Source organism: Nocardia carnea NBRC 14403 (assembly GCF_000308515.1).
Taxonomy (GTDB): domain Bacteria; phylum Actinomycetota; class Actinomycetes; order Mycobacteriales; family Mycobacteriaceae; genus Nocardia; species Nocardia carnea.
On the sequence record NZ_BAFV01000058.1, the window covers coordinates 172146 to 194729 of the forward strand.

At 68.1% G+C, this 22584-nt stretch carries 18 protein-coding genes; 3 read left to right on the forward strand and 15 right to left on the reverse strand.

The window, feature by feature from the left end; genetic code table 11:
• Positions 1 to 138: 138 nt before the first annotated feature.
• The 6 genes from purH to sucC all read right to left on the reverse strand — a co-directional run bounded on the left by purH (position 139) and on the right by sucC (position 7402).
• Positions 139 to 1701 carry a bifunctional phosphoribosylaminoimidazolecarboxamide formyltransferase/IMP cyclohydrolase gene (purH, locus tag ON22_RS22420; protein WP_033243522.1) on the reverse strand — a complete coding sequence of 521 codons (1563 nt, stop codon included), beginning with the start codon at positions 1699 to 1701 and terminating at the stop codon, positions 139 to 141.
• Entirely contained in the window at positions 1698 to 2345 is a 648-nt protein-coding gene (gene purN, locus ON22_RS22425) for a phosphoribosylglycinamide formyltransferase (protein WP_033243523.1), read from the reverse strand. Before purN ends, purH begins: the two co-directional genes overlap by 4 nt.
• A 147-nt stretch (positions 2346 to 2492) precedes the next feature.
• Positions 2493 to 4049: a cell division protein PerM gene (locus ON22_RS22430; protein WP_051157945.1), complete on the reverse strand. Its 1557-nt coding sequence runs from the start codon at positions 4047 to 4049 to the stop codon at positions 2493 to 2495.
• Positions 4050 to 4116: 67 nt separating this feature from the next.
• Positions 4117 to 5076 carry a DUF5336 domain-containing protein gene (locus ON22_RS22435; protein WP_033243524.1) on the reverse strand — a complete coding sequence of 320 codons (960 nt, stop codon included), beginning with the start codon at positions 5074 to 5076 and terminating at the stop codon, positions 4117 to 4119.
• A 205-nt stretch (positions 5077 to 5281) separates the two neighbouring features.
• Positions 5282 to 6196: a succinate--CoA ligase subunit alpha gene (gene sucD / locus ON22_RS22440; protein WP_033243525.1), complete on the reverse strand. Its 915-nt coding sequence runs from the start codon at positions 6194 to 6196 to the stop codon at positions 5282 to 5284.
• Between the two features lie 42 nt (positions 6197 to 6238).
• A complete protein-coding gene (gene sucC, locus ON22_RS22445; protein WP_033243526.1) occupies positions 6239 to 7402 on the reverse strand; it encodes an ADP-forming succinate--CoA ligase subunit beta in 1164 nt (387 codons plus the stop codon).
• Positions 7403 to 8021: 619 nt separating this feature from the next.
• Here sucC and ON22_RS38590 point away from each other — a divergent pair.
• Positions 8022 to 9488: a peptidoglycan DD-metalloendopeptidase family protein gene (locus tag ON22_RS38590; RefSeq protein WP_051157946.1), complete on the forward strand. Its 1467-nt coding sequence runs from the start codon at positions 8022 to 8024 to the stop codon at positions 9486 to 9488.
• Between the two features lie 58 nt (positions 9489 to 9546).
• Here the strand turns inward: ON22_RS38590 and ON22_RS22455 are convergent, their stop codons facing one another.
• Together ON22_RS22455 and pcrA are read right to left on the reverse strand one after the other, a co-directional pair.
• Positions 9547 to 9972 carry a hypothetical protein gene (locus ON22_RS22455; RefSeq protein ID WP_033243527.1) on the reverse strand — a complete coding sequence of 142 codons (426 nt, stop codon included), beginning with the start codon at positions 9970 to 9972 and terminating at the stop codon, positions 9547 to 9549.
• A 34-nt stretch (positions 9973 to 10006) separates the two neighbouring features.
• Positions 10007 to 12712, reverse strand: a complete 2706-nt coding sequence (gene pcrA, locus ON22_RS22460; RefSeq protein ID WP_231508508.1) for a DNA helicase PcrA — start codon at positions 12710 to 12712, stop codon at positions 10007 to 10009.
• Between the two features lie 325 nt (positions 12713 to 13037).
• Here pcrA and ON22_RS22465 point away from each other — a divergent pair, with 325 nt between their 5' ends.
• Positions 13038 to 13349, forward strand: coding sequence for a chorismate mutase (locus tag ON22_RS22465; protein ID WP_033243743.1), 312 nt, complete (start codon positions 13038 to 13040; stop codon positions 13347 to 13349).
• A gap of 93 nt (positions 13350 to 13442) precedes the next feature.
• Here the strand turns inward: ON22_RS22465 and ON22_RS22470 are convergent, their stop codons facing one another.
• Positions 13443 to 14897 carry an NAD-dependent succinate-semialdehyde dehydrogenase gene (locus ON22_RS22470; RefSeq protein ID WP_033243528.1) on the reverse strand — a complete coding sequence of 485 codons (1455 nt, stop codon included), beginning with the start codon at positions 14895 to 14897 and terminating at the stop codon, positions 13443 to 13445.
• 106 nt (positions 14898 to 15003) lie between these two features.
• Here ON22_RS22470 and pgi point away from each other — a divergent pair, with 106 nt between their 5' ends.
• The gene (gene pgi / locus ON22_RS22475; RefSeq protein WP_033243529.1) at positions 15004 to 16641 is read left to right on the forward strand and encodes a glucose-6-phosphate isomerase; all 1638 of its coding nucleotides are present in this window, start codon (positions 15004 to 15006) and stop codon (positions 16639 to 16641) included.
• Between the two features lie 54 nt (positions 16642 to 16695).
• On the opposite strand, the gene ON22_RS22480 is transcribed toward pgi, so the two are convergent.
• The 6 genes from ON22_RS22480 to ON22_RS22505 form a co-directional block, all read right to left on the reverse strand.
• Positions 16696 to 18279 carry a hypothetical protein gene (locus ON22_RS22480; RefSeq protein ID WP_033243530.1) on the reverse strand — a complete coding sequence of 528 codons (1584 nt, stop codon included), beginning with the start codon at positions 18277 to 18279 and terminating at the stop codon, positions 16696 to 16698.
• Between the two features lie 32 nt (positions 18280 to 18311).
• On the reverse strand, positions 18312 to 19436 hold the full coding sequence (locus tag ON22_RS22485; protein ID WP_231508509.1) for a lipase family protein: 1125 nt from the start codon (positions 19434 to 19436) through the stop codon (positions 18312 to 18314).
• Positions 19437 to 19543: 107 nt separating this feature from the next.
• Positions 19544 to 20074, reverse strand: coding sequence for a hypothetical protein (locus ON22_RS22490; protein WP_033243745.1), 531 nt, complete (start codon positions 20072 to 20074; stop codon positions 19544 to 19546).
• Positions 20075 to 20159: 85 nt separating this feature from the next.
• On the reverse strand, positions 20160 to 20957 hold the full coding sequence (locus ON22_RS22495) for a family 1 encapsulin nanocompartment shell protein (RefSeq protein WP_033243531.1): 798 nt from the start codon (positions 20955 to 20957) through the stop codon (positions 20160 to 20162).
• Positions 20954 to 22006: a Dyp-type peroxidase gene (locus ON22_RS22500; RefSeq protein ID WP_033243532.1), complete on the reverse strand. Its 1053-nt coding sequence runs from the start codon at positions 22004 to 22006 to the stop codon at positions 20954 to 20956. The genes ON22_RS22495 and ON22_RS22500 overlap by 4 nt, the downstream gene beginning before the upstream one ends.
• 50 nt (positions 22007 to 22056) lie before the next feature.
• Positions 22057 to 22383: a cupin domain-containing protein gene (locus tag ON22_RS22505; protein ID WP_033243533.1), complete on the reverse strand. Its 327-nt coding sequence runs from the start codon at positions 22381 to 22383 to the stop codon at positions 22057 to 22059.
• Between the last annotated feature and the right edge of the window lie 201 nt (positions 22384 to 22584).

Sequence of the window (22584 nt, forward strand, 5' to 3'; positions counted from 1 at the left end):
GAGGCCCTGAAAGGTTTCGGCCCGTCCCTGCTGTCCGTGCTCGATGCGACGCGGCGCAGCCGCGAGCATCGAGTGCGGACAGCAGGGACCAAAGGGGGCCGAAACCCGCGGCGCCGAAGGCGCCGCAAAAGACACAGCTCAGTGGGCGAAGTGGCGGGCGCCGGTGAAGTACATCGTGACCCCGGCCGCTCGGGCCACATCCACGGTCTCTTGGTCCCGGACCGAACCGCCGGGTTGCACGATCGCCCGCACACCCGCCTGGATCAGCGTCTCGGGGCCGTCCGGGAACGGGAAGTACGCATCCGAGGCGGCCACCGAGCCCTTGGCCCGATCACCGGCCCGCTGGACCGCGAGACCGACCGCGTCGACCCGGTTGACCTGTCCCATCCCCACACCGACCGAGGCGCCGTCGTGGGCGAGCAGAATCGCGTTCGATTTCACCGCCCGGCAGGCGCGCCACGCGAATGCCAGATCGGCGAGGGTTTCCGCGTCCGCCGGATCGCCGGCCGCCAGCGTCCAGCCGGCGGGATCGTCACCGGCCGCGTCGAGGACATCGCGCTGCTGGAGCAGGGCGCCACCGCTGATCGGGCGCAGTTCCGCACCCGCACGCCGTGGCGGCTCGGAGATCAGGATGCGCACGTTCTTCTTGCGCTGCAATACCTCCACCGCACCGTCGGCGTAGGACGGCGCCACGATCACCTCGGTGAAGATCTCCGCGACCTGCTGCGCCATCTCGACGGTGACTTCGCGGTTCGCCGCGATCACACCACCGTAGGCGCTCACCGGATCGCAGGCATGCGCCTTGCGATGCGCCGCGGCGATATCGGCACCCACCGCGATACCGCAGGGATTGGCGTGTTTGATGATCGCGACCGCGGGCTCGGCGTGGTCGTACGCGGCGCGCCAGGCGGCGTCGGCGTCGACATAGTTGTTGTACGACATCTCCTTGCCGTGCAACTGCTGTGCCTGCGCCAGACCCCGATCGCCGGAACCGCCGGTGTACAGCGCGGCCGCCTGATGCGGGTTCTCGCCGTACCGCAGCACTGCCGAACGCTGCCAGCTCCCGCCGATCCACGCCGGGAACTCGGTATCGCCGGAGGAACTGTCGGTCAGCGTCTCCGCCATCCAGGTCGCCACGGCCACGTCGTAACTCGCGGTGTGCTGGAAGGCCTTGGCGGCCAGCGCGGTACGTTCGGCGAGGGTGAATCCGCCCTCGGCCACCGCCTTGCGTACCCGGTCGTAGTCACCGCTGTCGACGACCACAGCGACCGACGGATGGTTCTTCGCCGCGGCGCGCACCATCGACGGGCCACCGATATCGATCTGCTCGACGCATTCGTCCGGGGTGGCGCCGCCGGCCACCGTCTCGCTGAACGGGTAGAGGTTCACGACCACCAGCTGGAACGCCTCGACCCCGAGTTCGGTGAGCTGCGCGAGATGCTCGGGTTTACGGGTATCGGCGAGGATGCCCGCATGCACGCGCGGGTGCAGGGTTTTGACCCGGCCGTCCAGGGTTTCCGGGAAACCGGTCAGCTCCTCGACCTTCGTCACCGGCACACCGGCGTCGGCGATCCGGGCGGCCGTCGAACCGGTGGACACCAGTTCGACTCCCGCCGCGTGCAACGCGGTCGCCAGCTCCCCGAGCCCGGTCTTGTCGTAGACGCTCACCAGCGCCCGGCGGATGGTCTTGCGTTCACTCACCGGAGAACTCGCTCATCTGGGATCACTGCCTTTCGTCCATCGGAGACAATTCCGCGGGTGGCGACGGCGGCGACAATGTCCACCAGCAACCGTCGCTCCACGATTTTGATGCGCTCGTGCAGGGTGGGCTCGTCGTCATCGGGGTGCACCGGTACTGCTTCCTGCGCCAGGATCGGTCCGGTGTCCACCCCGGCGTCCACCAGATGCACCGTGCTACCGGTCACCCGGACACCGTAGGCGAGTGCGTCGCGCACGCCGTGCGCACCCGGGAACGCGGGCAACAGCGCGGGGTGGGTATTGATGATGCGGCCACCGAACCGGTCCAGGAATGTGGGGCCGAGCAGTTTCATGAAACCGGCACAGACCACCAGGTCGGGCGCGTATCCGGCGACCGAATCGGTGAGCGCGCGATCCCAGGCGGCACGGTCGGGGTAATCGCCGACCGGGATACGCACCACGGGGATACCGGCGGCCGCGGCATGCTCGGCGGCGGCGCATTCCCGGTCTACACCCACGGCCCGGATCTGCGCCGGATATGCGGTATCTGCGGCCGCTTCGATCAGCGCGCGCAGTAGCGAGCCGGTTCCCGAGGCGAGTACGACCAGGCCGGCCGGGAGGGAATCGGTGGGTTCCGGGGCGGTCAGGGCTCTACTCCTGGAGTTCGAAGGGGCGGTGGGCGGGCGCCACCCGGTGGCATGACCGGGCCCGCGGGCACGGATAGAGCCTAGTAGACGCGATTCGCGGCGGATCCGGCGGCGGTCGGCTGACCGATGCCGCAGCCGGCGCCCCGGCTAGCGCCGGTCGCTGGTTTCGTCGTCGGCCGGGCCGGGTTCGACCACTTCGGCGTCCACGATTTCGGTCTCCGATTCCACCGAATCCGACAGTGGCCGCGATCCGGGCTCGGCCGGCTCCCCGTCCACGACCTCGACATCCAGCGGTGGTTGCGGGCCGACCGGCTCGTCGCGGGGCTGCTCCAGCAGATCCGCATAGCGGTCGGCGGAGGTGGCGGTATCCGCGGGCAGTTCGGGCAGCTTCCCGGCCGGCAAGGCGGCGATATGCTCCGGATAGCCGGGGAAATACTCGTCGCGATCGTCCTCGTCGGCGTCCGCGGGATCGAACAACGCGTCGGGATGGCGCAGCAGAGGGGTCGGGAACGAGACCAGGAAGGTCCGTGCGTAGAGCAAACCGGCGTACCCGGGAATGGAGAGCCAGGCGAAGACCGCGATCGCGAAGATCGGCAACTCGACACCCAGGCGGCCGAAATTCCCCAGTTCCCCCCCGGCCAGTGCGGCCAGTGCGGTGAGCGCTGCGCTTCCCATACCCGCCGCGGCGAACAACGCCCACGGCGCGGCCGGCCGGTCATAACTCACCCGGGCGGATTCCACCCCGGCGTACACGCCGATCGCCGCCGGTACGAGCAGCAGAACGGCCCACCAGAGTGCCGCCGGACCGGTCGGCACGGCCGCGAGCACGGGAACCGCCGGTACGGGACCGCCGACCACCGTGAACACCCCGACGGAGGCGTCACCGAACTGCACCCCCGGGCCGACGAGTACACCCACTCCGGCGATCACCGCGTTGGGGAAATACACCAGCGAGAGCAACGTCAGGCCGAGCACATCCACGAAGTTCTCGGCGCCACCGTAGGTATCGCCGACCTGCGACCAGTTCAGCACGAGTCCGGCCACGATCATGACGGCCGACGCGACCAGCAATCGCAGGGCCGCCCGCCCGGCCACATAGGCCGCGGCGATCGCGTCGTAGGGCAGGCGGTCGAAAATCCGCTCCCGGCAACGGAACACGATCCCGGCACCCACGGCGAGCAGATGCAGAACGAGCACCCAGGCGAAGGCGGCCAGCGGGTTGGGGCGTTGCAGGGCAATGGATCCCGACGCGTCTTCGGTGACCGCCAGGCAGACGGCGGTGATGAGTAGCGGCCCACCGGCCCCGGCCCCGAGCAGCCAGCCGATTTCGGCACGTGTGGGATCGGAGCCGGTGGCGGCCACGGCTTCCCGGGCAGCGGCCCACATCACCAGCGCGGTGGCCAGCACGGGCAGCAGGCCCAAGGTGGTGGTGCCGATGGTCAGCGGCACCTGATGTACCGCGAGCCAGCCCGCGGCGACGGCACCGCTGAGACCGGTGAGATCGCTGCCTGCGGTGAGCAGTGTCGCGAGTATCGCGACCACGATGACGGCCAGGGCGAAGGCCGCGGGCCGGAATGCGACGTAGAGCAACACCCGAGCGCGGTCGGGTGGTAGAGCGAGCGAACCCGGTTCACCGGCCGAAGACGCCGAGACCCGGCGCCCGCCCCGGAACGGCCGGTTCGACGAGGTACGCGGGGCACTCATGGATTTCAGAGTGGCAGCTGCCCCGGCGCGGGCGCTTCAGGCGCGCCGCGCCGGGGACCGCCGAGGATCACTTCTGGTCGTCGGACTGGCGGAACGCGCGGGTGGCGTCACCGGCCGGGTCGGAGCCCTGTTCACCGCCGAACGGCTGGGCCGGCTGGGCCGGCTGCCCCGGCTGGCCCGGCTGCTGCGGCTGACCGTAACCCGCCTGCGGCTGCTGCGGCTGCCCGTACGGCGACTGCTGCTGCTGACCGCCGGCGTACGGCGACTGCTGCTGACCGTACTGCTGCTGAGCCTGCTGCGGCTGCTGCTGACCGTAGGCCTGCTGCTGACCGTAACCCTGCTGCTGGCCCGGCTGGGCGTAGCCCGGCTGCTGCTGCTGGCCGCTGCTGTACTGCTGCTGACCGTAGCCCGGCTGCTGGCCGTAGCCCTGCTGACCCTGGTACTGCTGCTGGCCGTAGCCCTGCTGCTGCTGACCGGCCGGAAAACCGGACGGCGCGGACGGGCGGGCGGCCGGCGGGGACAGGATGCCCGCATCGAACAGCACCACGGCAATCGCCAGACCGGCCTGGACCAGCGCGAGAACCAGGATCAGGTACAGCCCGATCTCGGCCTTGGCGCCCTCGGGCAGCGTGAACAGCTGGAAGAGGATGGTGAGGAAGGTACCGGTCGCGATGGCCGCGGAAACCCCGACCCAGTTCTGCTTCGGCAGCAGCGAAAGACCTGCGAGCAGACCCGCGATCAGCAGCAAGCCGCCGATCGAGGCTTCCTGGTACTCCCAGAGATTCAGGCTGGTATCGGCCGACGAGGGCAGGTCCATATCGGTATCCGCGCCCACATAGGCGAGGAAGCCCAGCAGGAAGGCGAGCACGCCCACGGCAGCTGCACCGATGGTCAGGAAGAACGGCAGGCCTTTCCCGCCGGCCTCAGCGGCATTCGCACCACCGGCCGCCTGTGGCTGGCCGGGATTGGGCGGTACGGAGGGCGGAACGGGTGCGTTGTACCCGGAGCCCCCGGTCGGGTATGACATGTCGTCGTCTCCTAGGTCGAGTCATACGTACTTGACAGCTGAATTCCCTTTGACGCTACTGCACACACGCAAACAGGTCATCACCGAACAACCCAGCTGTGGACAACCCCGGGACCACACGGACGGTATCGCCGCAGCGCAGCCCGGAAAGCAGAAGGCCGCCCGCGTATGCGGACGGCCTCCCGAGTTCTACCGGACCACCGGATCAAGCGCTGACGGCAGCCTTCTCCAGGATCTCGCGCGCCAGGGCGGCGGTTTCGGACGGCGTCTTGCCGACCTTCACACCCGCGGCTTCCAGCGCATCCTTCTTCGCCTGGGCGGTACCCGAGGAACCGGACACGATGGCGCCCGCGTGACCCATGGTCTTGCCCTCGGGCGCGGTGAACCCGGCGACGTAACCGACGACCGGCTTGGTGACGTTGGCCTGGATGTAGGCCGCGGCCCGCTCTTCGGCGTCGCCACCGATCTCGCCGATCATCACGATCAGCTCGGTCTCCGGATCCTTCTCGAACGCCTCGATCGCGTCGATATGGGTGGTGCCGATCACCGGGTCGCCACCGATACCGATGGAGGTGGAGAAGCCGAAATCGCGCAGCTCGTACATCATCTGGTACGTCAGGGTGCCGGACTTGGAGACCAGTCCGATCGGGCCCTTGCCGGTGATGTTGGCCGGGGTGATGCCGACCAGCGCTTCACCGGGGGTGATGATGCCGGGGCAGTTCGGGCCGATGATCCGGGTCTTGGCACCCTTCTCGACGTTGTAGGCCCACGCGTAGGCGGTGTCCTGCACCGGGATGCCCTCGGTGATGACCACGAGCAGCGGGATCTCCGCGTCGATGGCCTCGATGATGGCGTCCTTGGAGAACTTCGGCGGCACGAAGGCGATGGACACATCGGCGCCGGTCTTCTCCATGGCCTCGGCCACGGTGGCGAACACAGGCAGCTCGACCGCGTTGCCGTCGGAGTCGGTGTGCGCGACGGTGGTGCCCGCCTTACGCGCGTTCACACCGCCGACGACCTGGGTACCCGCCTTCAGCATCAGGGCGGTGTGCTTGGTGCCCTCGCCGCCGGTGATGCCCTGGACGATGACCTTCGAGTCCTTGTTGAGGAAGATTGACATAGTTCTGTTTGTCCTTTACTGGGCGAGCCCTAGTAGGTCGACTCAGCGGGCCGCGAGTTCGGCGGCCTTGTCGGCGCCTTCGTCCATGGTCTGCGCCAGCGTCACCAGCGGGTGCGCGGCTTCGGCGAGGATCTTGCGACCCTCCTCCACCCGGTTACCGTCCAGGCGGACCACCAGCGGTTTGTTCGCCTCGTCACCCAGGATCTCCAGCGCCTTCACGATGCCGTTGGCGACCGCGTCACACGCCGTGATACCACCGAAGACGTTGACGAAAACGCTCTTCACCTGGGAATCGTTCAGGATCACGTCCAGGCCGTTGGCCATCACCTCGGCGGAGGCGCCGCCACCGATATCCAGGAAGTTGGCCGGCTTCACGCCGCTGTGCTTCTCGCCCGCATAGGCGACGACGTCCAGAGTGGACATGACCAGGCCGGCGCCGTTGCCGATGATGCCGACCGCACCGTCGAGCTTGACGTAGTTGAGGTCGTTCTCCTTGGCCTTGAGCTCCAGCGGATCGGTCGCGTCCTTGTCCGCGAACTCCGCGTGGTCGGCGTGCCGGAATTCGGCGTTCTCGTCCAGCGTCACCTTGCCGTCGAGCGCCAGGATCTCGTCCTGCGGGGTGCGCACCAGCGGGTTGACCTCCACCAGGGTCGCGTCCTCGGCGACGAAGACCTCCCACAGCTTCTGAATGGTCACCGCCGCGGCGTCCAGCACCTCGGCGGGCAGGTGGCCCTGCTCGGCGATGGAGCGGGCGAACGCGAGATCGACACCCTTGACTGCGTCGACCGGCACCTTGGCCAGCCGGTCGGGCTTGGTGGCGGCGACCTCTTCGATCTCCATACCGCCCTCGACCGAGCACATGGCCAGGTAGGTGCGGTTGGTGCGATCGAGCAGGAAGGAGATGTAGTACTCCTCGGCGATATCCTTCGCCTCGGCCACCAGGATCTTCTTGGTGATATGCCCCTTGATGTCCAGGCCGAGGATGTTGTTCGCGTGGGTCAGCGCGTCCTCGGGAGTGGCCGCGTACTTCACGCCACCGGCCTTACCGCGGCCACCGACCTTCACCTGGGATTTGATCATCACCGGCTTGCCGATTTCCGCGGCGATCGCGCGGGCGTCCTCGGCAGTGTCGGTCACGCGGCCTTCCGACGAAGGCACCCCGTGCTTTACGAAGAGCTCCTTCGCCTGATATTCGAAGAGATCCATGTATTCACCGTCTCGTCTGCGTTGCTATGACAACGTCTTTGTTGGCGGCCCGACGTCGGTAGCGGGTCGTTCGGACTCTAACCACTCATAAGGACGGCCGATCGGGCACGTTCATCCTAAGTGGCACAGGTCACGGGCGCGGGCGCGGGGAGGTCAAACCCGCAGGCCATGGCTACCGGCGAGTAGCTTTTCGGCGGATTCCCAGGCGGCGCCGGGATGCGACGGGCGGATTCCGGGCGGCCGGATTCCGGGATCACTGCGCGACGTTTTCGTTGGTGAGCTATCACAACGTTGAAACGTGATCAATGTCACAGTAACGTTTGGAATCGTCCTACCGCTTGCCGCGTCGCAATCGTTTCGTTACCGTCGAACCGATCGATGTCACAGCCCGATCACGAGCGTCGCCAGGCGTGGTTGCTTGCGCATCCGGTTGTCGCGCGAGTAGAGATCTCCGTGATGTTGCTCCCGTGAGCAGGTTTAGAGAGGACGGCAGCTTGACGCAGCACACCGCTCCGCAGTCGCAGAGCCGTTCGGTGACAGCCTTCCCACCGCGTTCTGCCCCGGCCGGACGTATCCCCTGTACAACTCTTCGGATGGCCGATCGGATGCGGATCCGCTGATGAACCACCACGGCACCCTGGATGCCCAGCACAACGGCCACCGGCGCCGGCCCCGGAGCAACAGTGCACCGGCCGCCGAAGCCCCCCAGCCGTTCAACGCTTTCGGCACCCCCGGCGACAGCCGGGCACGCAGGCGTCCGCTGAACACCGCCGCGGCCTCCGCCGCCGCCGATTCCCAGCGCGGTGATTCCCAGCGCAGCGCCGCCGACGATTTCTGGTCGACCAACCAGAGCTGGGCCGAATCCGGCGACGCCCACACCGGCCGGGGCTCATCCGAGCCGCAGCCCACCATGTGGTCCGAACCCCAACCGGCTACATGGTCCGGTCCGCAAACGGCCGGGTGGTCCGAGCCGCAGGCCGCTGCCTGGCCCGAGCCGCAGAACACCACGTGGTCCGAGCCGGAACCGGCCCGTCAGGAACACCAGCCCACCTGGTCGGCGCCGCAGGCCGGACCGTGGCCGGAGCCGCAGACCACCGCCTGGTCGGGTCGCGACTGGCAGGGGGAAGACGGCTGGAACCGCAGCGATAAACCCGCCTGGCACAGCGATCCGAACTGGAACAGCCACCAGAGCTGGGGCGAGGCGCAGACCTGGGCCGACGAGCCCGCCGCCGGCAGCACCGCCGACGCCGCGCCGCACAACCGGCCCGGCACGATCGCCGAGGCGCTGGCGAACGGGCCCGCGAAGCCCGAAACCGACGACGAATCGCGATCGGCCCGCTCCCGCGGTGCCCACCGGGTCGCTGCCCCGCCGGCCGCGCTCAAGGGCCGGGCCGCCGTGGTTGCGGTCGCGGCCGGCGCTGTTGTCGCGGCCGGGCAGTGTGCCACCGCCGCGCCCGGCGAACAGCAGAAAGCGGAACAGGCTACCGATTACGAGGCGGCGGGCTCGGTACACGAAATCGCCGCCCAGTCGATGGCCACCGAAGGTCCGGCTGTCGATCCGCATTCACCACAGATGCTCACCGGAGGGGCACCGCTGGACACCAGCCGCTTCGGCGAGATGCTGGCCAACGGCGCGGAGTTCGCGAAGGATCTGGCCGCGGCCGAGGAGGCCAAATACCGGCCGCTGTTCGCCCATTTCACCGCCGCCGGATCCTTCACTTCCGGTTTCGGTGCCCGCTGGGGTGTGCAGCATCTGGGCGTGGATATCGCCGCACCGATCGGGACCCCGATCTATGCGGTCGCCGACGGCGAGATCATCGACGCCGGGCCGGCAGCGGGCTTCGGTATGTGGGTCCGGGTGCTACACGCCGACGGAACCATCACCGTCTACGGCCATGTCGATACCACCACGGTATCGGTGGGCGAGTACGTTCTCGCGGGCGACCAGATCGCCACGATGGGCAATCGTGGTTTCTCCACCGGCCCCCACGTCCATTTCGAGGTGTGGCTCAACGGGAGCGATAAGATCGACCCGATTCCCTGGCTCGCCACCCGCGGTATCAGCCTCACCGGCAACAGCGACTGAGCGGCCTTCCTCGCGACGATCCCCCCGTTCACCCCGGGGGATCTCACCGGCACTACGGTCAGGGCGCCGCGACGATCGCCAGCCCGATCAGGATGATCACCTTGGCCACCTCCGTACCGATGTACCAGTAGTGCGCTGTCGAGCGCGGCAGCTCCTCTCCCGCCAGCACCCGGTCGGACCGTCGCGACAGCGGTGGCCGCACGACCGCTACCTGGACCAGCAGAATCCCCACGGCGAGACCCAGCCATACCCAGACGCCGCCCGGCGGGCCGAGCACCACCGCGGCCGCCAGCAGCACCACCGCCAGCACCGATTCGACCGTGTTCAGCGCCCGGAAAACGATCCGGCCGATCCCCAGGCCGAGGGCCGTGGTCACGCCGGGTGCGCGGAATTTCAGTGGCGTCTCCAGGAACGAGATCGCCAGCACCATGCCGAGCCAGAGCATCGGCAGGAACCACATCAGATGCTGCGCAACAGACTTCATGACCGAAACCTACCGCGCATCACCGGGTGTTCCGCTAGAGCTTCGTCAGGGTCTGGCTGAACTTCGGAATCAGCCGGATCTTGCCGCTACTGCCGAAATCGATCGTCACACTGGCCATATCCCCGACCCCGTCGGCCGCGACGACCCGGCCCAGCCCGTACTTGTCGTCGCTGACCCTGTCACCGACCGCCAGCACCAGCCCGACATTGTTGCGGGCGACCCGCGCAGACCGGCCCTCACGCAGGCCGGGGCGTGTTTCCCGGCCGCGGGGCCAGCCGCCGGTCCAATCGTCGCCGGTGGATTCCGTATCCCGGCGGCGGCCGTACTGGCCGGGCGCGGACGACCGTTTCGGCTCCAGCCGCTGCCAGTCGATGAGATGGTCCGGAACCTCCTGCAGGAACCGGGACTCCGGATTGAACACCGGTTGCCCCCAGGCCGAACGGACCACGGCGCGGGTGAGGTACAGGCGGCGGCGGGCGCGGGTGATACCGACGTAGGCCAGCCGTCGTTCCTCGGCCAGTTCGGCGGGATCGCCGAGGGCCCGCAGATGCGGGAACTGCCCGTCCTCCCAGCCGGTGACGAAAACCACCGGGAACTCCAGGCCCTTGGCGGTGTGCAGGGTCATCATGGTCACCATGCCCGACCCTTCGTCGGGAATCTGGTCGGCATCGGCCACCAGTGAGACCCGCTCCAGGAACGCGGCCAGCGAACCCGGTTCGGGCTCCCCCTCCCCCGCTTCCGGTACGAATCCCTCGGCGCGGGCGGCTTCCACGGCGTTACGGGCCTCCGAACTGAATTCGCGGGCCACGCTGACCAGTTCGTTGAGGTTGTCCAGGCGTGCGCCGTCCTGCGGATCGTCCGAGGATTCCAGTTCCGCCCGGTAGCCGGTGCGGTCCAGAACGGCTTCGACCACCGCCCCGACATCCGGAAAATCGAGTTCGTCCATTTCCCCCGCGGCCCGGATCTGCTCGAGCAGCGCGACGAAACCGGCAATGGCATTGCGCGCACGGGTATTCAGCAACGCCACCTCACCGGCGGCGGCATCACGCAGGGCCTCCGCGAAACCGATACCGCGCTGTTCGGCGTGTACGGCGACACAGGCCTCGGCGCGGTCACCGATCCCGCGGCGCGGGGTGTTGAGAATCCGGCGCAAGCTCACCGCATCGTCGGGGTTCTCGAGTACCCGCAGGTAGGCGACGATATCGCGCACTTCCTTGCGCTCGTAGAACCGCACCCCGCCGACCACCTTGTACGGCAGCCCCATCCGGATGAAGATCTCCTCCAGCGCGCGGGAGTTGTTGTTGGTCCGGTAGAACACGGCGATATCGGAGTACCCGGCCTCGCCCGCGTCCACCAGCCGGTCGATCTCCCGGGCGACGAACGCGGCCTCGTCGTGTTCGTTGTCGGCGACGTACCCGGTGATCAGCTCGCCTTCACCGGCATCGGTCCACAACCGCTTGTCGCGCCGGTTGGTGTTGCGGGCGATCACGGCGTTGGCGGCGGTCAGGATGTTCTGCGTGGAGCGGTAGTTCTGCTCCAGCAGGATGGTCTCGGCATCGGGGAAATCGCGTTCGAATTCCTCGATATTGCGGATGGTGGCGCCGCGGAACGCGTAGATGGACTGGTCGGCGTCACCGACAACGCAGAGTTCACTGGGCGGTACCGACCGCGCAGACGTGGACTCGGTGTCGACGGCGGCCGCCGCGCCGGCCTCGGTATCGGCGGCTTCGGTCGCCGCCGCCGGATCCGCCGCGCCGTGGCCGACCAGTTCCCGGACCAGTACATATTGTGCGTGGTTGGTGTCCTGGTATTCGTCGACCAGTACATGCCGGAAACGCCGGCGGTAGTACTCGGCGATCTCCGGGTGTTTCTGCAGCAGGCCGACGGTCTCACCGATGAGATCGTCGAAATCCAGCGCGTTCGCGGCCCGTAGCCGCCGCTGGTACTCGGTGTAGACGCGGGCGACGATCCGCGGCAGTTCGGCATCCTCGAATTCGGCGTCCGTACTCGCCTGCTCCGGACCGATCAGCTCGTTCTTCAGGTTCGAGATGGCGGTGGCCAGCATGCGCGCCGAGAATTTCTTGGGATCCAGCTCCAGGTCCCGGCCGATCATGGTGAGCAGCCGGCGCGAATCGTCGGCGTCGTAGATCGAGAAATTCGAGTTCATCCCCGGCAGCAGCGCCGATTGGGTGCGCAGGATCCGCACACAACTGGAGTGGAAGGTCGACACCCACATGCTCGCGGCCCGCGGACCGACCAGCTCGATAACGCGCTCCCGCATCTCCGCCGCGGCCTTGTTGGTGAACGTGATGGCCAGCACCTGGCCGGGGGTGACCCCACGCTCGGCCAGCAGGTACGCGATCCGGCGGGTGAGCACCGCGGTCTTACCCGACCCCGCCCCGGCCACGATCAACAGCGGCCCTCCGCTGTGCAGTACGGCCGCACGCTGCTGCGGATTGAGGCCTTCCAGCAGTTCCGCGGAGCGCCGCTGCGCCGTCTCGGTACGCTGCTGGGCCTGCTCGGCCTGTACCCGCCGCTGCAGCGCCGCCAGCCCGCCCTGTGCCCCGCCGCTCGCCGGGGTGCCGGTCACCGGCGGACGCGGCGGGACGCCCGCCGTTTCCAGCCCGGGTAGCGTCGGCGCGTCCGGACCGTGCTCGTCCGCGCCGGAACCCGAGCGACCGGCGGCCGAGCGCTGAGGGCGGGAATGCGAATCCGAACGAGTTGCAGCCGTGGTGTCCATCGGTTGTTCACGCTACCGCTACGCCCCGACTCGATCGAACACTCGGACGAAAACGCAGGCCGCTCCCGGCGCCGGGCACGCAATCTTGACTTTGCAAGCCCTCCGGGGCGTGGCAAACTGGCAGCATGGTTTGCCCTTTTGTGAAACAACCGCTCCGGCTGTGTGCACAGCGGGACCACAGCCCGGGCACCTGAGGCCGGAAGGGGCAGGTAGGGGGTAACGGGACTACCAGACCCATCGGGTCTGTTTCACGGTGAAGGAACTCTGGACCGGTAACGCGAAGCGGTGCGGCGGCGATCCAGGTTCTGACACGAGGAGATGAATGATGAGCACACCCGCCACGGCGACCGGGTCGGATTCGACAACCGGCACGGAATCGGAGCTCCCTCGGACCGAAGCCGAGATCGAGAAGCTTCGTAAGGAAATCGACCAGCTCGATGCGGAGATCCTGGCGGCGATCAAACGCCGGACCGAGGTCTCCCGCGTTATCGGCCGCACCCGGATGGCCTCCGGCGGTACCCGGCTGGTGCACAGCCGGGAGATGAAGGTGCTGGAACGCTTCAGCGAGCTGGGCCAGGAGGGGCATACGCTGGCGATGCTGCTGTTGCGGCTGGGTCGCGGCCGGCTCGGCCGGTAGGCCCACCGAAACCACACGCGGCGGCCCGCAGACCGCCGCACTGCCGCGAACCGCCCCGGGTGTAGACGCCCCGGGGCGGTCGTATATCGCGGCTCAGGTCATCGCGATGTACTTCGTGGACAAATATTCCTCGATCCCCTCGGTTCCGCCCTCCCGGCCGAAGCCGGAGGCCTTCACACCACCGAAGGGCGCGGCGGGGTCCGAGATGACGCCACGATTGACTCCCACCATGCCGCTCTCCAGGCCTTCCGCGACCCGCAGCGCCCGGTCGAGATCCCGCGTGTAGATATAGCTGACCAGCCCGTATTCGGTGTCGTTGGCGGCGGCCAGCCCCTCGTCTTCGGTATCGAAGGCGATGATCGGGGCGACCGGGCCGAACACCTCCTCGCGCAGGATCCGGGCGCCGTCGGGGATATCGGTGAGGATGGTCGCCGGGTAGAACCAGCCCGGGCCGCCCGGTGCCTTACCGCCCAGGCGCACGGTCGCACCGGCGGATACCGCGTCGTCGACCAGCTCGGATACCGTGCTGAGCTGCTCGGAGTTGATCAGTGGGCCCAGGGTGGTGTCCGGGTCGGTACCGGGTCCCATCCGGACCTGCTCGTTCATGGCCGCGGCGAATTTATCGGTGAACTCGGCCAGCACCCCACGCTGCACATGGAACCGGTTCGCCGCCGTACAGGCCTCCCCGCCGTTGCGCAGTTTCGCCAGCATGGCCCCCTGGACAGCGGCGTCGATATCGGCATCGTCGAACACCACGAACGGTGCGTTCCCGCCGAGCTCCATCGAGGTGCGCAGCAGACCGCGCGCGGATTTCTCGACCAGCGTCCGGCCGACCTCGGTGGATCCGGTGAAGGTGAGTTTGCGCAGCCGGGGATCCTCCAGCAGCGGCTGGGTCACCGCACCGGAGCGCCGGGAGGTGATCACCGACAGCACACCCTCGGGCAGCCCCGCCTCGGCGCAGAGTTTCGCCAGCAACAGCATTGTGAGCGGGGTGGCCGACGCCGGTTTCACGATCATGGTGCAGCCCGCGGCGAGGGCCGGGCCGATCTTGCGGGTCCCCATGGCGAGCGGGAAATTCCACGGCGTGATGGCCAGGCACGGCCCCACCGGCTGTTTGTGCACGAGGATCCGGCCGGTCCCCGACGGGGCATGCAGATAGCGGCCGTTGATCCGCGCCGCCTCCTCGCTGAACCAGCGGAAGAACTCGGCGCCGTAACGCACCTCGTTGCGGCTCTCCGGCAGAGCCTTGCCCATCTCCAGTGTCATCAGCAACGCGAAATCCTCCGCCTGCGCGGTGATTCGCTCGAACACCGCCCGCAGGATCTCGCCCCGCTCCCGCGCCGGAGTCGCCGCCCAGTCCGCCTGGGCCGCCGCGGCGGCATCCAGCGCACGCACGGCGTCCTCGGGGGTGGCGTCCGCGACCTCGGCGATCACTTCCCCGTTCGCGGGATTGTGCACTGCGAACGTGCCGCCACCGGTGGCATCGACGGGGCCGCCGATCCACAGCTGCTTCGGTACAGAATCGAGTACGTCGGTTTCTGAGGCCATACGCCTCAGCCTAGGTCGCATCCGGCCGAATATCCCTGGCTCGCGAAGACAGTTTCCTGGCGGCGCCTCCGACGCGTCACCGGCAGAGCTTGTACGCTCGGCTGGTGTGAGCGTCGACATCACCGCATCGGCGGCATGGCGGAAATTGCAGGATCATCACGAGGCGATCGCCGCCCTCCGGCTCAGGGATCTGTTCGCCGACGATCCGGCGCGTGGCCGTGACCTGAGAGTGACCGCCGGTGATCTGCTGATCGATTACAGCAAACACCGGATCACCCGGGAAACATTGCGCCTGCTGGTCGAATTGGCGGACGAGGCCGGGGTGGCGGCGCAGCGGGACCGGATGCTGCAGGGCCGCCATATCAACACCTCCGAGGATCGCGCGGTCGGGCATACGGCGTTGCGGCTACCGCCGGGCAGTTCGGTGACGATCGACGGCGAAGACGCCGGTGCCGCGGTCCACGAGGTGCTCGACCGGATGCGCGCTTTCGCCGACGCCGTCCGTTCCGGACAGTGGCGCGGCGCCACCGGGCAACGGATCCACACCGTGGTCAATATCGGTATCGGCGGTTCGGATCTCGGTCCGGTGATGGTGCATCAGGCACTGCGGCACTATGTGGACGCCGGGATCGACGCCCGTTTCGTATCCAATGTCGATCCGGCCGATCTGGTAGCGAAACTGGCCGGTCTGGACCCGGCCACCACCCTGTTCATCGTCGCCTCGAAAACCTTCTCCACCCTGGAGACCCTGACCAACGCGACGGCCGCCCGCCGCTGGCTGACCGGCGCGCTGGGGGTGGACGCGGTGGCGAAACACTTCGTGGCGGTTTCCACGAACGCCGAGCGGGTGGCCGAATTCGGGATCGATACGGCCAATATGTTCGGCTTCTGGGATTGGGTCGGCGGCCGGTACTCGGTGGATTCGGCCATCGGGCTGTCGGTGATGGTCACGGTGGGCCCGGATCGGTTCGCCGAGTTCCTGGCCGGTATGCACACCATGGACCGCCATTTCGCGACAGCGCCGCCGGAAACCAACGCGCCGATGCTGCTGGCGTTGCTGGGCGTGTGGTACTCGAATTTCTTCGGCGCCCAATCCCGTGCGGTACTCCCGTATTCGAACGATCTGGCCCGGTTCCCGGCCTATCTACAGCAGCTCACCATGGAGTCGAACGGTAAATCGGTGCGCGCCGACGGCACCCCGGTGACGACCTCCACCGGTGAGATCTTCTGGGGCGAACCGGGCACCAACGGCCAGCACGCGTTCTATCAGCTGCTGCACCAGGGGACCCGGCTCATTCCCGCCGATTTCATCGGATTCGCCCGGCCGACCGACGATCTGCCCACCCGCGACGGCACCGGCAGTATGCACGACATCCTGATGAGCAACCTGTTCGCGCAGACCAAGGTGCTCGCTTTCGGGAAAACCGCCGAGGAGATCGCCGCGGAGGGCACGCCCCAGGAACTGGTGCCGCACAAGGTGATGCCCGGGAACCGCCCGAGCACAACGATCCTGGCACCGCAATTGACACCCGCGGTACTCGGGCAACTGATCGCACTCTACGAACACCAGGTGTTCGTAGCAGGGGTTGTCTGGGGTATCGACAGTTTCGACCAGTGGGGTGTGGAACTCGGTAAGCAGCAGGCGCTCGAGCTGGCGCCGTTGCTCACCTCGGCCGAAGCCCCCGCGCCCCAGGGCGATTCCTCGACGGACATCCTGATCCGCTGGTACCGCGACAACCGCTGACCTTCGCTCGCAGCGGCGAACGCCTTTACGCCGTCGTCCCGCCATGATCGTCCGTCACCACGGGACCATCGGCAGGCCGATACGCCACGCGGTATCCGCGGCGAGCCGGTGGAGCTCGGTGGCATCCGGTACCCGCGCGGGATCGAGACTTGCCAGCGTCAGCAGATAGTCGTCGCGGAACCGGCACAGGTAACCGGACAACCGGGTCCGCGGGCGGCGCGCGTAGGTCAGCCCCGGATGGATGGCGCGGGCGGCGACACCGGTGCAGTCGTGCGGGCCGAGGGCGTGCAGCGGCGCCGGTATCGGGCCGATATTCGAGCACAGGATGTCGCGTTCCCCGGCACCCCGGGACAGCAGATACGCCACCCGATCCGGGACGAGATGCAGGAATTCCTCCGGTAGGCCGCCGGGGCTCGAGATCCGGCGTTCGTAAGCGGCGCGGCTCTTCGCGCGGATCGCGCCGGGATCGTCACCGGGGGCAACGACGATCTCGGTCATCGCGAGATCGTTGTCGATCCGGGGTTCGTCGCGGGTGTCCACCGGCAGGCTCGCCACGATCCCCCGTTCGGGAAAACCGCTGGTCCACAGCAGGTTCGCCACTAACCAGATGAACAAGCTGTTCGGTGTACCGCCGCTTACCGCGGCTACCCGATCCCATTCCCGGGCGGGACAGCGCAGCACGAGCGCCGGCACCGGCAGGTCGGCGTGCGCGACGGCGGGACCGACAGGATCGCTGGAATCTGATTCGGACGCGCGATCACCGCCTCGGGATTCGCGGGATTCGCCGGATTCGCGGACGGTGGCGCGGTTGCCTGTCTCGCCGGGGCTGCTGACCACGACAGACCCCGCCCTGTATCCGGCCGAGTCGGCAGGGGACCCTGACGGCGCGTTTCTCGCCGGATCCGAAGCGGTGCACAACTCTGCGGGTCCGTTTTCCCTGTCTGACCGGTTTCCACCGGGCATCCCTGCCGGCATTTCATGCCGCCGCCAGAGTCGAACACGCTCCGCGGTCAGCGCTCGACGGAGTGCGGTCCGCGCGGCACGGACGGTACCGGCAAGGACCGTGGCGCAGGTTTCGGCGGCATCGACCCAGTCCGACTCCGGATCGCCGCCCGGTTGCGCACTGCCGCCGGTGCGGTTGTCGCGGCCCGGCGCGGGTTCGCAGCCCGGCCCGGATTCGCGCTCTGGCCCGTTTTCGGCCGGCACTCCGAGCGCCTGCTCAACAGCGATAACCAGTCCCCGGGCGTCGGCGAGAACGTGTGAACAGGTGAGGGCGACGACCGTGCCACCGTCGGTGAGCGGCGCCGCCGACAGGCGCCAGCCGGGACCGCGCCATGGATCCAAGGCTGCACCCTGTCCGTCTGCCCACGGCAAGATGTCATCCACCCGGACTGGTGCCGACGCCATATCGAGCGGGTGGGCGCGAGTACTGGTCTGCCAGCGGTCCCGGGCGCCGGGAATTCGGGACCGAACGACCCGGCGGCCGAGCGGGCCCACGCGCAGGGCGTCGTGCAACCGGTCGAGCCGGGCGCGATCCACCGGGTCCGCCGTCCGCCACAGCCCCTGGAGCGCTATGGGCGTACCCATACCCTGATGGGTCCGCAGAAAGATACCGTCGATAACGCTCAGCCGGCGCATCAGCTCAGGCTAGCCATCCGCGCCGGCGGCGTTCAGTCCGGCGGAAGCTCGCGGGCGAAGAAGTCGACGGCGTAGTCGACCCCGCCTCGCTGGGGTACATCGTGACCGGCCTCGAGGATTCGGAGCTGGTGCTGGGTTCCGTTCATCAGGAACTGGCCGGTGAGGGCGAGGGTGAACGGTAGCGGGACGACGGTGTCGTAGGCGCCGTGGACGATCAGGATCGGGTCCCGGTAGCCGCTGACCGGCACGCTCATATAGTCGCGCATCACCGGCGCGAATTCGGGGTCGTTGAGCGGTCGCTGCAACATGGCGCCGATCTCCGCATCGGCCAGCATTTCGGCGGTACCGGAATTGCACGCGGTGCCGAGTTCACCGACGAAATCCTGCCCGGCCGGGGTCAGGTAGTCGTCGATATCCACGCCGGCACCGGCCATACCGGCCAGCACCATGGTGACGGCGCGCCCCGGGAAGCCCGGCATCTCGGGCTGGTCGGGACGGGAGCGGAGGAAAACGGTCTCCATATTGCTGACCGGTGCCAGGGCCACGGTGCCGTGGAAATCGAGTTCGGGCGCGTACTCCGCGGCGTACCGGCCGGTGCCGAGCGCGGCGTGACCACCCTGCGAGAATCCCGCGACCCCCCAATCGGCGGAGAGTTCGGCGAAGGCGCTGCGGGTGGCGCGTACCGCGTCGATGGTGGCAGTGGCGGCGGTGGCGGTCTGCAGGTACGGGTGCGGGCCCGAGGAGCCCGGGCTCAAACCGATGTAGTCGGGTGCGACCACTGCGTAGCCCTCGTCGTTGAACCGGCGCACCACCGGACCCGTCTCCTGCTCCAGTTCGGGGGAACCGGTCAGCCCGCACTGCTGGCCCACACCGGAGGTGCCGTGATCCCAGGCGATGACCCGCCGGCCACCCTCCGGAACGGGACCGTCCGGGATCCGCACGACGGCTTCCGCGGCGACGAGTCGCCCGCCGGGGCCCGTGGTGACGTAACCGATGCGATGAACCTCGTCGAGTCCGCCCCATTCGCGGTCGAGCGGTTCGGCCGAGAGCAGGAGTCCGGGGTGCCAGGCCGAATCCGCATGGGCGACGACCGGCAGTCCGGCGCACAACGCCGCGACCAACGTCAGAACCCCCACGATTGTCCGGACTACGCGCACCAGCCCTCTCCTCTATCTCACGGCGGCCCAGTACATGATCGCAGCAATCGGGACATCCCGCGTATACGGTGGCGTATTCGCGCCGGTAGCCCGGGCGTGTCCCTGCGTCAGCGGACAGGCGGTGCGATCTGCCAGTGTTTTTCCAGGGCACCGGCGATATCGGGTAACACGGTTACGGGAATCCTCTTGTGCCGCAAGATATTCCGGATTTCGGTGATCTGCTCCCGTTTCCGCAGGTCATAGGCGCCGGATACCGGTCCGGACACCGGCGGAATGGAAAGCAGAATCAGCTCGCTGTGCAATTCCTCACCCCCGGTCAGATCCAGCGCGAGCGACCATCGCGACCGTTCGTCCAGACCGAACCGCCCGGCGACCACCCGGTCCCATTCGATACTGGTCACCGACCACGGCGTACGCCGGTGAATCGCGTCTTCGGTCAGCACGACGGCATCCCGCTTGAACAGGGCGAACAGGGCCGCCACAGCGAGCAGCGCCCCGAGCACCAGCCCGGTGAAGACGCGGCCGGCCCCGAACAGCAGCACCGTCGGCACAGTCACGGCCACCATGACCGCCGTCGCAGCCAGACCGTAACCCAGCACCCGCCCGGTGGGCACCACACCCGCGTGCACCCTGTGCATACCGACTCCACTCACCCGAGAACACGTGTTGCCGGCCACACGGTACCGGATCGCCAGCCCCGGAGCGGGGGGTCGCGGCACCCACTCAGTGCAGGGCTACGGCGGCCTCGGCGGAGTAGACCTGGAAAGTCATGCTCTGCTGGAAATACAGCTGGACGGTGTCGGCATCATGGCAGAGGTAGCCGATGGACAGGTCCTGACCGAGGGTGAGGTCGAAATCCCCGCCTCGGGTGGTGAGCACGAAGGCCCCGTCGATAGCGGGCGCCCAGATGATCTCCCCGTCGGGTACGAGGCGTTCCAAATGGGTGCGCAGCGGATGGCCGTGGTTGGAAGTCTCGCTGACCTTGGTGTAGAGGTCGGCGCTGAGCAGTACCGAATACGGCCCGTCGACCCCGGCCAGCCGCAACTGGCTCACTGCCAGGGCGATCACCTCGGGCACCCCGAACACATCGTCGGGTAGTGCGATCGCCCGGTTCGACGAGGCCGCCCGGATACCGGTGATCCCGGCGGCGGCGTAGCCCTCGAAAACGGCCCGGTCCTCGGCGAAGGCGATCTTGCGGGCGGCGTCCTTGACCGGGTCCAGGTCGGTGTCCTGGGCGCCACGCTCGACATTGTCGAGTTCCTCCCGCGACAGCGTGAACGGCACCCGCAACTCCACCAGCGGCGCGACCACCCGCTGCCGCGCCACGACCCCGTCGTTCGGGGCGGCGATGGACGTGGTGTGGCCGAGACCGCGCGCCGAATAGTCGGTGCCGTGCGGTCCGGACAGGTCCACCACCCGGCGGCCGGCGTTATGCCGTTTGAACGTCCGCGCGGACTCCTCTTCGATAACGGCCCAGGCCGCGTCCGTGATCGGCGCGAGCTCACGATGCAGGTTGTTCATACGTTGCTGCTCCTTTTCAATGTGCCGATACCGAGTGAACCGTCCGCGCTCGGCGCCGGACCCGGCTGTACCGCCGTTTTCCCGACCGGTTCCGCCGCGGTATCCGCCGCCGGCGGCGCGGGCAGATCGTCGAAGAAATCCTGCGGCGGAACGAAGAACAGGGTGCCGGTGACGGCGGTGGAGAAATCCAGGATTCGGTCGTGGGTGGCCTCGTCGGTGCCGAGGAACATCCGCTCCAGCATGATCTCGGTGGTCCGGGGCGTCGCCGAATAGCCGACGAAATAGGTGCCGAATTCGCCCTCGCGGATACTCCCGAAGGGCATATTCGCGCGCAGGATCTCCCGCTCGGTACCGTCGGGCTCGATCACCTGGTTCACCGCGATATGCGAATCCGCGGGTTTATCCGCCTCGTCGAGTTCGAAATCCTCGAGTTTGGTCCGGCCGATGACCCGCTCCTGCTCCTGCACCGGCAGGGCCCGCCAGGCCGGCAGATCGTGCAGATACTTCTGCACGATCACATAGCTGCCGCCGGTGAAGTCCGGATCGCCGGCCCCGATCAGCGCGGCCGCACCGGCGGCCGAATCGGGTAGCGCACCCTCGGGGTTCTCGGTGCCGTCGACGAATCCCAGCAGATCGCGCTGTTCGAAATACCGGAAGCCGACGGTTTCGTCGACGATCGTGCCCACCCCGGCCAACCGGTCGCCGATGGCCATCGCCAATTCGAAACAGGCGTCGTGCGCCTGGGCGCGGATATGGAACAGCAGATCGCCCGGGGTCGCGGGGGCGTGGTGCAGCGGGCCGTCGTATCCGGGGAATTCGTGCAGTTCGGCCGGGCGGGGGCCGCCGAAGAGCCGGTCCCATGCCGCCGACCCGATACCGGTGATGCATCCCAGCCCGGCACCCGGGAGCCGGAAACCGATCGCGCGCCGCAGACCCGGCAGCTCGGCCAGCAGATCCCGCGCCACCGCCTCACCACCGGGTTCGATGGTGGCAACGAGGAAATGCGCGGCCGGGGTGAGTGGTTCGAGTATCGGCTGCGGCTGCCCCATAGGCGATCACATTACCGGCGGGCCGCCCCGGCCCCGCATATTCCCGGTGGCTACTTGGCCACAGTCAGCAGAAAGGCCACATCGTCGATCGCCAGCACACTGTGCCGGGCCTTGGGCACCACCAGCAGATCGCCGGACGACCCTTTCCACTCGTTGTCCCCACTGTTCAGAGTGAGGGTGCCGGAGAGAACCTGCAGGGTGGCCTCACCCTGATTGTCGTGCTCGGCCAGACTCTGCCCGGCGCACAATCCGACAACCGTCTGGCGTAACGAATTGGCATGCCCGCCGTAGATGGTCTGGGAACTGCGGCCACTGGTGGTGGTCGCGGCGATCTTGAGCTGCTGCCGGGCCACCGCTGTCAGCGATTTCTTGTCCATGAACCGCCTTTCGCCTCCACGTACCCGCGACCGGGCTGATGATCGCGGGGTCGTATCGCCGAGTATGCCCGACCCGGACGCGGCATTCCCGCGTTTCTCCGAGCTGTGCTCCTTTTGCGGCCGGGCGACACACTTCCGGCCCCGGCCCGCAATGTGCTCGGCATGCCGGGTCGCCCGGGTAACGCGCTCCGGACATCCGAC

Coding starts and splice junctions, on each gene's coding strand:
- ON22_RS22435 (WP_033243524.1), bottom strand. CDS start 5,076: ATGTCATACCCGACCGGGGGCTCCGGGTACAACGCACCCGTTCCGCCC.
- ON22_RS22500 (WP_033243532.1), bottom strand. CDS start 22,006: ATGGGGCAGCCGCAGCCGATACTCGAACCACTCACCCCGGCCGCGCAT.
- sucD (WP_033243525.1), bottom strand. CDS start 6,196: ATGTCAATCTTCCTCAACAAGGACTCGAAGGTCATCGTCCAGGGCATC.
- ON22_RS22505 (WP_033243533.1), bottom strand. CDS start 22,383: ATGGACAAGAAATCGCTGACAGCGGTGGCCCGGCAGCAGCTCAAGATC.
- ON22_RS22455 (WP_033243527.1), bottom strand. CDS start 9,972: ATGAAGTCTGTTGCGCAGCATCTGATGTGGTTCCTGCCGATGCTCTGG.
- sucC (WP_033243526.1), bottom strand. CDS start 7,402: ATGGATCTCTTCGAATATCAGGCGAAGGAGCTCTTCGTAAAGCACGGG.
- ON22_RS22430 (WP_051157945.1), bottom strand. CDS start 4,049: ATGAGTGCCCCGCGTACCTCGTCGAACCGGCCGTTCCGGGGCGGGCGC.
- ON22_RS22495 (WP_033243531.1), bottom strand. CDS start 20,957: ATGAACAACCTGCATCGTGAGCTCGCGCCGATCACGGACGCGGCCTGG.
- ON22_RS22490 (WP_033243745.1), bottom strand. CDS start 20,074: ATGCACAGGGTGCACGCGGGTGTGGTGCCCACCGGGCGGGTGCTGGGT.
- ON22_RS38590 (WP_051157946.1), top strand. CDS start 8,022: ATGAACCACCACGGCACCCTGGATGCCCAGCACAACGGCCACCGGCGC.
- ON22_RS22470 (WP_033243528.1), bottom strand. CDS start 14,897: ATGGCCTCAGAAACCGACGTACTCGATTCTGTACCGAAGCAGCTGTGG.
- ON22_RS22480 (WP_033243530.1), bottom strand. CDS start 18,279: ATGCGCCGGCTGAGCGTTATCGACGGTATCTTTCTGCGGACCCATCAG.
- ON22_RS22465 (WP_033243743.1), top strand. CDS start 13,038: ATGAGCACACCCGCCACGGCGACCGGGTCGGATTCGACAACCGGCACG.
- pcrA (WP_231508508.1), bottom strand. CDS start 12,712: ATGGACACCACGGCTGCAACTCGTTCGGATTCGCATTCCCGCCCTCAG.